The 13,137-nt window shown below is 72.1% G+C and carries 11 protein-coding genes and 1 pseudogene; 3 read left to right on the top strand and 9 right to left on the bottom strand.

Features of this window, described 5'->3' with window-relative positions; translation table 11 throughout:
* Positions 1-37 precede the first annotated feature (37 nt).
* Positions 38-649, bottom strand: a complete 612-nt coding sequence (locus P2424_RS18400; RefSeq protein WP_276476838.1) for a dihydrofolate reductase family protein — start codon at positions 647-649, stop codon at positions 38-40.
* A gap of 328 nt (positions 650-977) precedes the next feature.
* Between P2424_RS18400 and P2424_RS18395 the strand changes: the two are divergent.
* Positions 978-1,073, top strand: a pseudogene (locus P2424_RS18395) (IS982 family transposase); the annotation flags it as partial.
* A 172-nt stretch (positions 1,074-1,245) separates the two neighbouring features.
* Here P2424_RS18395 and P2424_RS18390 read toward each other — a convergent pair.
* The 7 genes from P2424_RS18390 to P2424_RS18360 all read right to left on the bottom strand — a co-directional run bounded on the left by P2424_RS18390 (position 1,246) and on the right by P2424_RS18360 (position 10,480).
* A complete protein-coding gene (locus P2424_RS18390) occupies positions 1,246-2,448 on the bottom strand; it encodes an FAD-dependent monooxygenase (RefSeq protein WP_276476837.1) in 1,203 nt (400 codons plus the stop codon).
* A 130-nt stretch (positions 2,449-2,578) separates the two neighbouring features.
* Positions 2,579-3,268, bottom strand: a complete 690-nt coding sequence (locus P2424_RS18385) for an HAD family hydrolase (protein WP_276476836.1) — start codon at positions 3,266-3,268, stop codon at positions 2,579-2,581.
* Between the two features lie 33 nt (positions 3,269-3,301).
* Positions 3,302-4,423, bottom strand: a complete 1,122-nt coding sequence (locus P2424_RS18380; RefSeq protein WP_276476835.1) for an aromatic ring-hydroxylating dioxygenase subunit alpha — start codon at positions 4,421-4,423, stop codon at positions 3,302-3,304.
* Positions 4,420-5,619, bottom strand: coding sequence for an N-methyl-L-tryptophan oxidase (solA, locus tag P2424_RS18375; RefSeq protein WP_276476834.1), 1,200 nt, complete (start codon positions 5,617-5,619; stop codon positions 4,420-4,422). Before solA ends, P2424_RS18380 begins: the two co-directional genes overlap by 4 nt.
* A 177-nt stretch (positions 5,620-5,796) precedes the next feature.
* The gene (locus P2424_RS18370) at positions 5,797-8,235 is read right to left on the bottom strand and encodes an FAD-dependent oxidoreductase (protein ID WP_276479016.1); all 2,439 of its coding nucleotides are present in this window, start codon (positions 8,233-8,235) and stop codon (positions 5,797-5,799) included.
* Between the two features lie 95 nt (positions 8,236-8,330).
* Positions 8,331-9,419 carry an S-(hydroxymethyl)mycothiol dehydrogenase gene (locus P2424_RS18365; RefSeq protein ID WP_276476833.1) on the bottom strand — a complete coding sequence of 363 codons (1,089 nt, stop codon included), beginning with the start codon at positions 9,417-9,419 and terminating at the stop codon, positions 8,331-8,333.
* A 257-nt stretch (positions 9,420-9,676) separates the two neighbouring features.
* On the bottom strand, positions 9,677-10,480 hold the full coding sequence (locus P2424_RS18360) for an IclR family transcriptional regulator (RefSeq protein ID WP_276476832.1): 804 nt from the start codon (positions 10,478-10,480) through the stop codon (positions 9,677-9,679).
* A 257-nt stretch (positions 10,481-10,737) separates the two neighbouring features.
* Here P2424_RS18360 and P2424_RS18355 point away from each other — a divergent pair, with 257 nt between their 5' ends.
* Positions 10,738-11,100, top strand: coding sequence for a bifunctional 3-phenylpropionate/cinnamic acid dioxygenase ferredoxin subunit (locus P2424_RS18355; protein WP_276476831.1), 363 nt, complete (start codon positions 10,738-10,740; stop codon positions 11,098-11,100).
* Positions 11,097-12,290, top strand: coding sequence for an FAD-dependent oxidoreductase (locus P2424_RS18350; protein ID WP_276476830.1), 1,194 nt, complete (start codon positions 11,097-11,099; stop codon positions 12,288-12,290). Before P2424_RS18355 ends, P2424_RS18350 begins: the two co-directional genes overlap by 4 nt.
* 63 nt (positions 12,291-12,353) lie before the next feature.
* Here the strand turns inward: P2424_RS18350 and P2424_RS18345 are convergent, their stop codons facing one another.
* Positions 12,354-13,028, bottom strand: a complete 675-nt coding sequence (locus P2424_RS18345) for an AIM24 family protein (RefSeq protein ID WP_276476829.1) — start codon at positions 13,026-13,028, stop codon at positions 12,354-12,356.
* Positions 13,029-13,137: the final 109 nt, after the last annotated feature.

Genomic DNA, 13,137 nt, shown 5'->3' with positions numbered 1-13,137 from the left:
GCCGGGTCTCCCCGTTTCGATCAGTCCGGTACGGCGCCTACGCGTCGGCCCCGTATGTCCCGTACTCCGGAAGGCCCGTCGACTCGTAGATGTGGACCGCCAGCCCGTGCGGCGTCGTCTCGTTGCTCAGGAGGCGCAGGCCGGCCGGGGCGCCGCCGTCCGGGAACAGGCGTCGGCCGCTGCCCACGACCACAGGGGCGATCACGAGCCGCAACTCGTCGATCAGTCCGGCGGCCAGCAGGGACTGGCCAAGCCGGGCGCTGCCGTGGATCTGCAGTTCGCGGCCGGGCTGCTGTTTCAGTTCGGCGACTTGGGCGGGGACGTCGCCGGACAGAATCGTCGTCGGGTTCCACTCGGCCTTGGTCAGGCTCTGGGAAGCCACATATTTCGGCAGCCCGTTCAGGATGCGGGCGTTCGGGTGCTCGGTCATCTTCGGCCAGTCCCGCGCGAAGTTCTCGTACGTACGACGGCCGAAGAGGAACGCGTCCGCCTCACCGAGCCAGGTGCCGGACAGCCGGTCGAACTCTTCATCCAGGTGGGGCACGAACCAGCCGCCCTGGGTGAACCCGTCGCTGGTGTCCTCGTCCGGGGACCCGGGCCCCTGGGAAACGCCGTCCAGCGAAAGGAACTCCTGAAGTACCAACTTCATCGCGCATCACTCTTCTCTCTCTCAGGCAGGGAGACGTCGATCCCCACCCTTCAGACTTCGTGGCGAACCGAAACTCATCGGCCCCCTCGGTGAATCCCCCAATGACCAATTTCAAGGGGGGTCTGTGGAGACGTGACCGAGGGCATCCAAGATCATTTTGTGGCGAACGTCCTGGCTTGCCCTCGCGCGACAGCACTCTATGTGACGACCGACGATCGCCTGAAGGAACGTCCGGACCTGGTACCACGGCAGCCAGCCGTGCAACCGTGCCGCAGCTTGCCGACGCCGAACCGGTCACCCCGGCGATGATGCTGGCCATGCTCGGTTTTCCTCCGAGGCCAGGTGGCTCCGCCATGCCCGGGCCCACCTGCGGCACCTGTTCCCGTACCTGCCCCAGCAGCCCGGCTGCAACAAGCCGCTGCGCACCTCGTACGACCACTGACCCCCTGGAATCGATCCCTCCGCAGCCTCGAGCCACGGCACCTGAGGTGCCCTTGCCCGAGTGCTGAACGTCGGCCCCGGGGCGGGGCCGTCCCCGGCGGAGAGCGGGACCGGCGGCCGCCCCGGCGACGGCGGCCGCCGGCGGCGGTGCGCCGTCAGTAGTCGCGCAGCGCGAAGCCGTCCGTGACGGCGTAGTAGTCGTCACTCAGGTCGAGCACCTCGGAGGCGACTTTCGGAGCCCCGGCCGCCTCCTGCGGGGCTCCGTGTTCGCCGCTCGCGGCCGACCGGTGCGCCAGCGCCTGGTTGGCGGTGACCCAGTCGCGCAACTCGCGCTCGTACGCGGCGAAGGCCGTGCGGTGATCGCCGTCCGCGGCCTTCAGCTCCCCCGCCAGCACATACGCGCCGACCATCGCCATACTGGTGCCCTGCCCGGAGGCGGGCGAGCCGCAGTAGCCGGCGTCGCCCAGCAGCACCACCCGGCCCCTGGACCAGGAGTCCAGATGGACCTGGGCGCCCCCGTCGAAGTGGAAGTCGGGCGCCTCCCACATGTACTCCAGCAGACGCGGCATCTCCCAGCCCACGTGCGCGAACCGCTCGGCGATCAGCTGCTTCTGGGCCTGCGGGTCGCGCAGCTCCCGGTCCGCGCGATCCACGCCGCTCAGCCCGACGTAGACGCGCAGTTCGGCGTTCTTGCGCACGCTCATCGTCAGACAGCCCCACGCGTCCGGGTCGCCGGTCAGATAGGCGAGCTGCCAGCGGTCCAGGTCCAGGACGTTCGGGGCAGTCCAGACGCCCAGATGCCCCGCCATGGGGCGCAGGTGGCGCTCCTCCGGGCCGAAGACCAGGGAGCGGGTGTGCGAGTGGATGCCGTCGGCGCCGACGACGAGGTCGAAAGCGCGCTCATGGCCACCGGCGAAGCGCACCCGGATCTCCTCCGGGCGCTCGTCGAGCGCGGCTATCGAGTCGTCGAAGAGGTACTCGACTCCAGGGCCACCGGCCCGCACCAGGATGCCGGCGAGGTCGTCGCGGAGGATCTCGACGTCGTCGCGGTCCAGCCGACCGCCGCTGGCGGTGGCCTCGGTGGTGCTGTACGTCTCGTTGCCGTCCACGTCCAGCACGGACATGCCGCGCAGGTCGGTCGCGTGCTCTCGCAGTTCGTCCAGGACGCCCATCCGCGCGGCCACCTCGATCGCGGTCCCGCGGACGTCGATCGCCTGGCCGCCGGGGCGCAGCCCGGCAGCGCGTTCGACCACCGTGACGTGGAAGCCGTAGCGGTTCAGCCAGTGGGCCAGCGCGGGCCCTGCCACGCTCGCACCGGAGATCAGGACGCGCTTGCCCGCCGGGGTGTCGGATGCCATGGGGTTCTCCTTCCGTACCGGGCCCGGGAGTTCCTCCTCCCGGCGCTCCGGGGCACCCCCAGCCTCCGCACCGCGGCCGACAGACCTCCGACACCGGACCGACAGCCGGCCGGGCACGCCTGCACGACGCCTACACCCGGTCGGTGCGCAGGAGTTCCCGCAGGTCGGTGACGGTCCCGGCATCCGCGTCCGCGAGCCAGTCGGCCGGAGTGGGCCCGCCCGTGTAGCCCAGCACCGGCATGCCGGCCGCGCGTGCCGCGCAGACCCCCGCCGGGCTGTCCTCGATCACCAGGCACTCCGCGGCCGGGACGCCGCAGGCCGTGGCCGCGTGCCGGAACAGGTCGGGAGCGGGCTTGCCCTCGCGCACGTCGTCCGCGCTGAAGACCCGGCCCGCGAAACGGCCCCACAGCCCGGTCGCGGTCAAGGAGTGGCGGATCCGAGGATGGCTGCCGCTGCTGGCCACGCAGTACGGCAGGCCCCTCGCGTCCAGCGCGTCCAGCACATCCCCGACGCCCGGCATCGTGTGCGGTGCCGCCTCGAACGCGGCGGCCACCCGGGCCCGGTACTCCACGAGCCAGCCGTCGTCCACGGGCCCGGTGGCGTGCGCGCGCACCTGCGCCAGCAGGTACGGCTCGGGGGTGCCCAGGAACTTCTCCAGCACGTCGGCGGGCGTCAGCGGCCACCCCGCCTCGGTCGCCATGGTCGCCACGACCTCCGGCCCGATCCGCTCGGTGTCCACCAGCACCCCGTCGCAGTCGAAGACGACGAGCCGTGCGCCGGCCAGGGCACGGGCGGGGGAGGGGTGGGGCGCGCTGTCCATGCGCCCCACCTCATCACGCTTGCCGCCCGTGACTCAGCCGGGGTCGGCGAGCTGCCCGGTCACCCAGGTGTGGAAGTCCCCGATGTGGTGCTCGCTGGGGACCAGCACCCCGCCCTTCCGGTAGGCGCGGGAGGCCATGGCGGGCTGGGTGCGTTCGCAGGCGTCGAAGTCCTGGAGATTGACCCGGTGGAAGAGTTCGGCCGAGTGCGAGACGTCCGCGCCGCCCGCGACCACCTCCGGCGCGTACAGCCAGTCGCACTCGACGACCGTGCGGTCCTGCGCCAGCGGGAACATCCGGTGCACGATCACATGGTCGGGCACCAGGTTGACGAACACCTGCGGCCGGATCGTGAGCGCGTAGTAGCGGCGGTCGTGCGCGTCCGGTACGCCCGGCAGCCGCGGGAAGCCGGCGCCGCCGTCCACGGTGAACCCCTCGGCCCCGTCCGCGAACGCGGGGCCGTGCCCGGTGTAGTACTGGGCTGCGAACCCGTCGGCGAACTCGGGGAGCACCTCGGTCAGTTCCGGATGGATGGTGGCGCAGTGGTAGCACTCCATGAAGTTCTCGACGATCAGCTTCCAGTTGGCCGCGACGTCGTAGGTGTGGCGGTGGCCCAGGGCCAGCGAGTCGATGCCGTAGTGCCCGATCACCTCGTCGCCGCCCAGCCGCTCGGCGACCCCGTCCACGACCGTCTCCTCGAACGACGGCGGCTCGGCGGCCAGGCACACCCAGGCGTACCCCAGCCATTCGCGCAGCTCCACCGTGTGCAACCCGTAGGAGGCACGGTCCACGTCCGGCATCCGGGTCAGATTGGGTGCCGCCGTCAGCGCACCGTCCAGATCGTAAGTCCAGGCGTGGTACGGGCACTGCAGGCTGCGCCGCACCTGGCCTGCCTGCTCCGTGCACAGCCGTGCCCCGCGGTGCCGGCAGACGTTGAGGAAGGCCCGCAGCCCGCCCCGGCGGTTCCGGGTGATCAGCACGCTCTCCCGGCCCACCTGGACGGTGCGGTAGGCGCCGGGTTTGTCGAGGTCGGCCGAGCGGACCGCGCAGAACCACGCGGTCTCGAAGATGCGCTCCTGCTCGCGCCGGAAGTTCTCCGGATCGGTGTAGCGGTCCCCTGGCAGGGTGGCCAGCAGGCTGCCGGCAGCGGTCGTCATGGCGTGGTCTCTCCCTCGGGAGTGGCGAGGCGGCGGTGCGGGGCCCGCAGGGCTTCCCTGCGCGGGTCGAACAGCGTGATCGGGTGCTCGGTGGTGCCGTTGAGCGCCAGGTCGGCGACGATCTCGCCGATGACGGGGACGAACTTGAAGCCGTGTCCGGAGAATCCGCAGGCGACCGTCACCGCCTCCGGGTGCAGCGGGTGCCGGGCCAGGACGAAATGCTCGTCGGGAGTGGTGGTGTACATGCAGGTGACGGCCTTGCGCAGGGAGCCGGGCAGCTGGGGGAGGCGGGGCCGCAACTGCGCCGCCATGGCCGCGCTCTCCGCCTCGGTCACGGTGCGCTCGACGGTCTCCGGGTCGCACGGCGAGCCCTTGCGGAAGAACGCGGCCTTCGCCCCGCCCTCCGGGCCCTCGAGCGCGGGGAACCCGTAGATCTGCACCCCCTGGGTGTCCTCCCACACATAGACGGGGTGCCGCTCCGGGGTGAACGGCGCGCTGCTGCCGCGCGGCCGGAACCAGTACATGACCTGCCGCTCGACGGTGAAGTGCGCCCCGAGGCCGGCCAGCAGGCGGGGCGCCCACGCGCCGGGGCACACCACCAGGTGCCCGGCGCTGTAGACGTCGTCCGTCGTATGGACGCGTACGCCCCTGCCGCCCGGGAGTACTTCCCAGCGGGTGACCGGCTCCTCGAACCGCAGGTCGGCTCCGGCCTGCTGGGCGAGCTGGAGGTGCCCCGCGACGGTCGCCTCGGGGCGGACGAACCCGGCGCGCGCCTCGTACAGCGCGACCTCGTCGTCCGCCGGTGTCAGGGTCGGGAAGCGGCGCCGCACCTCGGCGGCGTCCAGCATCTCGTGCGGGAGGTCCCACTGCCGGGCCGAGCGCAGGCTTCCGGAGACCGTGCGGCTCTCGGGGCGGCCGACCATCACGCCGCCGCACAGGGTGGCGATGCTGCGGCCGGTGTCGTGCTCCAGCTTCGCGAACAGTTCGTAGGAGCGCAGCAGCAGCGGGACGTAGGCGGGGTCCTCGAAGTAGGACTGCCGCACGATGCGGGAACCGCCGTGGCTGGAGCCGCGGTGGTGCGCGGGGCCGAAGCGCTCCAGCCCCAGGACGCGGTGGCCGCGGGCGGCCAGGTGGTAGGCGGCGGCACTGCCCATGCCGCCGAGACCGAGGACGATGACATCGCGGGAATGCGGCATTGCGGGTCTCCTTCGGGTGCCGGGTCCCGCCCGCTCCCCGCACCGGGCGGGATCCGGCCTCCCGGCGCCGCCTCCGCACCCGGCACGAGGCATGCCTCGCCCGCGGCGCGGACGAACGGGGAGCGGAGCGGCGGACCGGGGCCGGAGAGGAGGAGCGGGGGCGGGCGGTACCGTGGGCTAGCGGCGGATCCGGGCCATCTCGGGGTCGAACAGGGGCTCGGCGGCGACCGTGGCCGCGACCTTGTCGCCGAAGTACTCGACGGCGACGGAGGTGCCCGGCACGGCGGTGCGGGCCGGCACCCAGGCGTAGGCGACGCAGCGCCCCACGCTGTAGCCGTACGACGCGCTGGTCACGTATCCGTCGACGACCCCGTCGACATGGACCGGCTCGCTGCCCATGACGACCGCGGCCGGATCGTCCAGGGTGAGGCACACCAGCTTCCGCTCCGGTGCGCTCCGCGCGGCCAGCGCGTCCCGCCCGAGGAAGTCGCCCTTGGCGGGGCGTACGGCGAAGCCGACACCGGCCTCTTCCGGGGTGTGCTCGGCGGTCATGTCGGCACCCCAGGCGCGGTACCCCTTCTCCAGCCGCAGGCTGTTGAAGGCGCTGCGGCCCGCGGCGACGACGCCGAGCCGCTGTCCGGCCTCCCAGAGGGTGTCCCACAGCCGCAGCCCGACATCGGCGTCCGCGTACAGTTCCCAGCCCAGCTCGCCCACGTAGCTCACCCGCAGCGCCGTCACCGGGACGTCGCCCAGGTAGGTCTCGCGTGCCTTGAAGTAGCCGAAGGCCTCGTGGGAGAAGTCGGCGGGGGTCAGCGGCTGCACCAGTTCCCGGGCGAGCGGGCCCCACACCCCGATGCAGCAGGTGCCGGAGGTGATGTCCCGGATGTGGACGTCGTCGGGCGCGTGCCGGACGAGCCAGTCCAGATCGGCCGGGGTGTTGGCGCCCAGCTGCCAGCGTTCGGGTCCCAGCCGCGCGGCGGTCAGGTCGCTGCGGATGCCGCCGCTCTCGTCCAGCAGCAGCGTGTAGGTGACCGAACCCGGGCGCTTCTTGAGGTTGTTGCTGGTCATCCGCTGCAGGAAGGGGAGCGAGCCGGGCCCGGTGACCTCCAGCCGCCGCAGCGGTGTCATGTCGTAGAGCGCCACCCGCTCGCGGGTCAGCTTCGCCTCGGCCGCGGCGATCGGTGACCAGTGCCGCGCCGACCACGGGTCGCGCTCGGGCGGACGCAGGCCGAGCTGTTCCACCAGCGGGGCGTTGGCCTCGTACCAGTGCGGGCGCTCCCAGCCGCCCGACTCCAGGAAGTGGGCGCCCAGTTCCCGCTGCCGCGGATAGAAGGGGCTGGTGCGCAGCGGGCGGGCCGTGGCGGGTGGTTGGAGCGGGTGGATCACGTCGTACACCTCGACGAAGCTGCGCTCCCCGCGCTCGCGCACATAGGCAGGGGAGCGCTGGGCCCGCTCGAAGCGGTGCGGATCGCACTCGTGGGCGTCGACCGTGGTGCGGCCCTCGGTCATCAGCTCGGCGACGGCGCGTGCGGCGCCCGCGGAGTGGGTGACCCAGACTGCCTCGGCGAACCAGAAACCGCGCACCGCACCGGACTCGCCCAGCAGCGGCATCCCGTCCGGGGTGAAGGAGAAGACGCCGTTGAAGCCCCTGTCCACCCGGGAGGCGGCCAGGCGGGGCAGCAGGCGGCCGGTCTCCGTCCAGCTCGGGGCGAAGTCCTCCGCGGTGAAGGGCAGCGAGGAGGGCATCTCGGGTGCCTGGTCGTAGGGCAGTACCGCGTACGGGTCGACGGGCAGCGGACGGTGCGCGTAGGTGCCGATGCCGACCCGGCCGTCACCGCCCGCCGGATCGAGGTGCTCGCGGTAGTACAGGTCGTGGTCCTGGTGGCGCAGGATCGGCCGCACGGCCTCGTCGCCACCGGTCGCGGCGCCGGTCAGCTCCCGCAGCGGCGCCGTGGTCGCGTACTGGTGCGCGAGCGGCAGCAGCGGTACCTCCACTCCGGCCATGGCACCGATCACCGGGCCCCAGAACCCGGCAGCCGAGACCACATGGTCGGCCGGGAAGCTGCCGCGGTCGGTGACGACGCCGGTGACCCGGCCTGCTTCCCGCTCCACGCCGGTGACCGTGTGCCGCTCCAGGAAGCGGGCCCCGCGCCGGGAAGCGCGCTCGATCTGTGCCTGGCAGGCGTCCACGGCGCGGGCCAGCCCGTCACCGGGGGTGTGGAATCCGCCGAGCACGGAGTCGGGGTCGAGCATCGGGAACAGCTCGGCACACCGCGCGGGGCCGACGAGTTCGCCCTCCACGCCCCAGGCGGCCGCGAGCCCGGCCTTGCGGTACAGGTCCAGCCGGCGGGCCTCGGTGGTGGCCACCTCCAGCCCGCCCACCGGCAGGAAGCAGGGGCGCCCGGCCTGCCGCAGCCCGGTGAACTTCTCCACGGTGTAGCGCGCGTACTGGGTGAGGGTCCGCGAGGGGCTGGTGCGGAACACCAGGCCGGGCGCGTGCGAGGTGGAGCCGCCGGGGGAGGCCAGTGGGCCCTGTTCGAGCACGGTGACGTCGCGCCAGCCGCGTGCCGTCAACTCGTCGGCCAGCGAGCAGCCGACGATTCCGGCACCGACGATGACGACGCGGGCGCTCCGGGAGCCGGCCTGCGGACCGGAGGCCGGGGCGGGTGGGGCGGAGGGAGACCCGCGGGCGGGCTCCGGGGCAGGAGTGTTCACAGGACCACCACCGATCGCAGCACCTTGCCGCGCTGCATCCGTTCGAAGGCGACCTCGACCTCGTCCAGCGCGACCGTCTCGGTGACGAAGGCGCCCAGGTCGAGTTTGCCGCTGAGATAGAGGTCGATCAGGACGGGGAAGTCCCGGCTGGGCAGACAGTCCCCGTACCAGGACGAGGCCAGGGCGCCGCCCCGCGCGAAGAGTTCCTGGAACGGGAGTTCGATCGTCACGTCCGGGGCGGGGACCCCCGCCAGGACGAGCACACCCGCCAGGTCGCGCATGGCGAACCCCTGCAGATAGGTCTCCGGGCGGCCGACGGCCTCGACGACGAGGTCCGCACCGTGGCCGCCGGTCAGTTCGCGGACGGCCGCGACGGGATCGGTGCCGCGCGAGTTGACGCTGTGGGTGGCACCGAACCGGGTGGCGGTGTCCAGTTTGCCGTCGTCGATGTCGACGGCGATGACGCGGCGCGCCCCGGCCAGGGAGGCGGCCGCTACGGCGGCGTTGCCCACTCCGCCGCAGCCGATGACGGCCACGGTGTCGCCGTGGGTCACGCCTCCGGTGTGCACGGCGGCTCCCCAGCCTGCCATCACCCCGCAGCCGACGAGACCGGCTGCCTCGGGGCGTGCGGCCGGGTCGACCTTGACGGCCTGGCCCGCGTCGACCAGCGTCTTGTCGGCGAACGCGCCGATACCGAGCGCGGGGGTCAGAGGAGTGCCGTCCAGCAGCGTCATCGGCTGCCGGGCGTTGCGCGAGTCGAAGCAGTACCAGGGCCGCCCCTTGCGGCAGGAGCGGCAGCTTCCGCACGGTGCGCGCCAGGCGAGTACGACGAAGTCGCCGGGGCGCAGTTCGGTGACGCCGGGGCCCGTCGCTTCGACGATGCCCGCGGCCTCGTGGCCCAGCAGGAAGGGGAAGCCGTCGCTGTCGACGGCGCCCTCCCGGTAGTGCAGATCGGTGTGGCAGACACCGCATGCCTGGATCGAGACGAGGACTTCGCCCGGGCCGGGATCCGGTACCAGGACCGGCTGCACCTCGACCGGGGCGTCCTTCTTCATCGCGATGACAGCGCGGACCTCGTGTGGCATTCCCAGACCTCGCAGTTGTTGCGTAGTGCACGACTGGTTGCGCTATGGGAGACATAGTGAGAACGCCGAACCTCGCCCGTCAAGAGATGTGGATCAGCTGTTGGTGACGAGGCGTCAGAAAAACGCACTGCGGGCCCGGCCGGTGCCGGACCCGCAGTTATGGGAGGTCGGGGCGCTGCTGTAACTGATGCCCCATCAGAAATTGCCCGTTCTCGCGCGCGGTGCGGCGCCACCCGTGCCGCCGCTCCCGCCGTCGGTCAGTAGGCGTAGCCCATCCGCCGGGAGAGGTCCTGCGCCGCCGCCATGGTGCGCTTGGCCACCTCCTGGAGCTGTTCCTCCTCGAGTCGATAGGACGGTCCCGAGACGCTGATCGCGCCGATCACCTTGCCGTCGTGGGCGCGCACCGGCGCCGCCACCGCGTGCAGACCGAGCTCCAGCTCGTCCCGTGCCATCGCGAAACCGGAGGTGGCCACCGCCTTCAGTTCCGCGCGCAGCTCCGCCGCGGAGACCACGGTCGACTCCGTCAGTCGCGGCAGCTTGCGCGAGAGCACGCTCTCCTGCACCGACTTGGGCTGGTGTGCCAGCAGCGCCTTGCCGCTGGAGGTGGCGTGCAGAGGAGTGCGTCTGCCCAGCCAGTTCTGCGCGGTAACCGACGACGAGCCGCGGGCCTGCATGATGTTGACCGCCGCGTCGTCGTCCAGCACCGCGATGTTCGCCGTCTCCCCGGCCTCCTCGGCCAGTTCGCGGCAGACCGGCGCACCCTCCTGCGAGATGTCCAGGCGGGAGGCCGCGGCCCCGGCCAGTCGCAGCACGCCCGGGCCCAGGTAGTACTTGCCCCGCTCCTGTTCCTGGGAGACCAGGCCCCTGGCCTCCAGGACGCCGAGCAGCCGGAACGCCGTCGACTTGTGGACCCCCAGCTCCTCCGCGATCTCGGTCACTCCCGCGTCACCGTGCCGGGCCAGGATCTCCAGCACGCTCACCGCGCGGTCGACCGACTGGACCGAGGCAGCCGCGCCTCTGGACTGCTTACCGGTCCCGATGTCCTCCGCTTTTCCACTCATCTGCTCAACGTCACCGCCTGCTGGCCTGGTTGTGGTTCCCGGGCGCCGGTACGCGGAAGCGCACCGTTCTTCCCGGAGGGCGTCGGCGAGTGCTTGACGTGAAGCCTCCCCGCTTGGATTCTGTTGCGCATCACGCTCCATCGTGCGCGATACGGAACTCGGATAGTAGCGAAGCGTCTGCCCCGCACCTCCCCGGACCTGCCGTACCGGGATCGGTCGAATCTGTCTACTCGAACGTGCTCGCGAGGTGAATCACAGTGATACCCGTCTGTCGGCTTGAGGACCTGCCCGCAGGTGAGTCCGTCCGTCTCGACCTCGAACCTCCCATCGCCGTCTTCAACGCCGACGGCGAGCTCTACGCCATCGACGACACCTGCACCCACCAGGACGCGTCCCTGGCCGAAGGTTGGCTCGAGGGCTGTCTGGTCGAATGCCCACTGCACGCAGCTTCATTCGACCTGCGCACCGGCCGTCCCACCTGCCTCCCGGCCCGCAAGGCCGTGCGCACCCATCCGGTGAGCGTGCTGGACGGCACCGTGTGGGTACATGTCGAGTCCGCCCAGCCCGTACCCGCAACCGCACCGCACGCCACCGCAGCCGGACAAGGGAGCGCCGCATGAGGACCATCACCGTGATCGGCGCGTCCCTGGCAGGACTCCACGCCGCGTTGGCCCTGCGTACGCAGGGCTACGACGGCCGACTGGTGATCGTGGGCGAGGAGCACCACCGCCCCTACGACCGCCCGCCGCTCTCCAAGGAGTTCCTGACCGGGGCGCTGACCGCCGACCGCCTCTCGCTCGCCGACGCGGAGGAGATCGCCGAACTGGACGCGGACTGGCTGCTGGGCACCCGCGCCGAAGGCCTGGATCCGCCCTCCCGTACCGTCGCCCTCGCGGACGGCCGCAAGCTGTCCACGGACGGGGTCGTGCTGGCCACCGGCGCGGTCCCGCGCACCCTGCCGGGCGAGCCGCTGGCGGGGGTGCACACCCTGCGCACCCTGGACGACGCCGCCGCCCTCCGCGAGGAGCTGAGCCGGGGGCAGGTGCGGGTCGTCGTCATCGGAGCCGGCTTCATCGGTGCGGAGGTCGCCTCCTCCTGCGCCACCCTCGGACACAGCGTCACCGTGGTCGAGGCCGCCGCGCAGCCGCTGCTGCCCCAACTCGGGGCACGGATGGCCGCGTTCTGCGCCGACCTGCACACCGACCACGGCGTCACCCTGCTCACCGGGACCGGCGTGCGCGCGTTGCATCCCGAGCCGGGGCGGTCGGCCGCGGCCGACGGAGGGCGCGGACGGGTCGGCTGGGTGGAGCTGGCCGACGGCAGGTTCCTGCCGGCCGACGTGGTCGTCGTCGGTATCGGTGTCCAGCCCGCCACCGGCTGGCTGCAGGGGTCCGGGCTGGTACTGGACGACGGAGTGGTGTGCGACGCGGGCGGTGCCACTCCGGTGCCGGGCGTGGTGGCCGTGGGCGACGTGGCCCGTCGCGCCGGGCACCGGGCCGAGCACTGGACCAGCGCCATGGAGGCCCCCGCCGTCGCGGTGCGCAATCTGCTGGCCGGAACCACGGTGGAGACCTACTCGGCCGTACCGTACTTCTGGTCGGACCAGTACGGCATCCGCCTCCAGCTCGCGGGCACCACGAGCGCGGCCGACACCGTGCGGGTGGTGGAGGGCTCGCCGGAGGACCGCAGCTTCCTCGCCCGTTATGAGCGCGACGGTGCCACCACCGCGGTGCTCGCGGCCAATCGCCCCCGCCCCTTCACCCGGGCCCGCCGCGAGCTCAGCCGCGAGGGAGGGCTGGCCCCCGTCTGACCGGAACCGCCCTCCGGGCGGGCGGGGTGCGCACCGGCCCCGCCCGCCTCCTGCCGGGGTGCGTCAGTTGCCCGCGGTGGCCGGCTGCTTCTCGCTGGGCCGCACGATGACGAAGCCCTCACCGTCCAGCCGCAACTGCACCGCCTCGCCCGAACCGCCCCGGATCATCGAGCCGAAGCTCTGCGAGCGGTGCAGCGAGGTCTGCAGCTGGGCGCTCCAGCCCACCACCGCGTCGGTGTCGACGAACACCGGCGCCTGCTGGGAGACGGGGATGACGATCGGCGTGCCCTCGCAGATGACGCCGAGCCTGCCCTGGCCCGAGAAGATGCTGTTGAACAGTCCGCCACCGGCCATTCCCGCGCCCTTGACCACACCGATCTCGTAGTGCAGACCGGCGTCGAAGACCAGCACGTTGCGGCCGTTGACGGTGAGCGAGTCCCCGGGCGCTATGTCGATGATGAAGCAGTTCTCCGCCTCGTGCGCGAACCACGCCTCGCCCTGTCCGCTGACCGACATCACGGCCAGCCCTTCGCCGGTGACCTGGCGCTTGAGGAAGTTGCCGACTCCCTGGCCCTTCTTCTCGAACTTCAGATTCCCCCGGAAGGCCACCATCGCCCCCTGCCGCGCGTAGCACTCCCCGTTCACGGTGTACTTCACGCATTTGTCGTTCTGCAGCTCCATCCCCGCCGTCGGGCTGGGCTGCGCCATGTTCTTCGTCGCGAAGAGATCACTCTGCATGGCGCCATGTTCCCCCGGAATCCGCCGCTCCATCCAGACATGCCCGGCCGGCGGTTCCGCTGACCTGCACGGAAGCCGGCCGCCTTCCGGCTGCGCCGGCGTGCCCGCG

The organism is Streptomyces sp. WMMB303 (genome assembly GCF_029351045.1).
Classification (GTDB): domain Bacteria; phylum Actinomycetota; class Actinomycetes; order Streptomycetales; family Streptomycetaceae; genus Streptomyces.
The sequence above is the reverse complement of the archived record's forward strand: the minus strand, read 5'-3'. Positions and strand labels throughout refer to the sequence as shown.

Coding starts and splice junctions, on each gene's coding strand:
- solA (WP_276476834.1), bottom strand. CDS start 5,619: ATGCCGCATTCCCGCGATGTCATCGTCCTCGGTCTCGGCGGCATGGGC.
- P2424_RS18380 (WP_276476835.1), bottom strand. CDS start 4,423: ATGACGACCGCTGCCGGCAGCCTGCTGGCCACCCTGCCAGGGGACCGC.
- P2424_RS18360 (WP_276476832.1), bottom strand. CDS start 10,480: ATGAGTGGAAAAGCGGAGGACATCGGGACCGGTAAGCAGTCCAGAGGC.
- P2424_RS18385 (WP_276476836.1), bottom strand. CDS start 3,268: ATGGACAGCGCGCCCCACCCCTCCCCCGCCCGTGCCCTGGCCGGCGCA.
- P2424_RS18390 (WP_276476837.1), bottom strand. CDS start 2,448: ATGGCATCCGACACCCCGGCGGGCAAGCGCGTCCTGATCTCCGGTGCG.
- P2424_RS18350 (WP_276476830.1), top strand. CDS start 11,097: ATGAGGACCATCACCGTGATCGGCGCGTCCCTGGCAGGACTCCACGCC.
- P2424_RS18400 (WP_276476838.1), bottom strand. CDS start 649: ATGAAGTTGGTACTTCAGGAGTTCCTTTCGCTGGACGGCGTTTCCCAG.
- P2424_RS18365 (WP_276476833.1), bottom strand. CDS start 9,419: ATGCCACACGAGGTCCGCGCTGTCATCGCGATGAAGAAGGACGCCCCG.
- P2424_RS18345 (WP_276476829.1), bottom strand. CDS start 13,028: ATGCAGAGTGATCTCTTCGCGACGAAGAACATGGCGCAGCCCAGCCCG.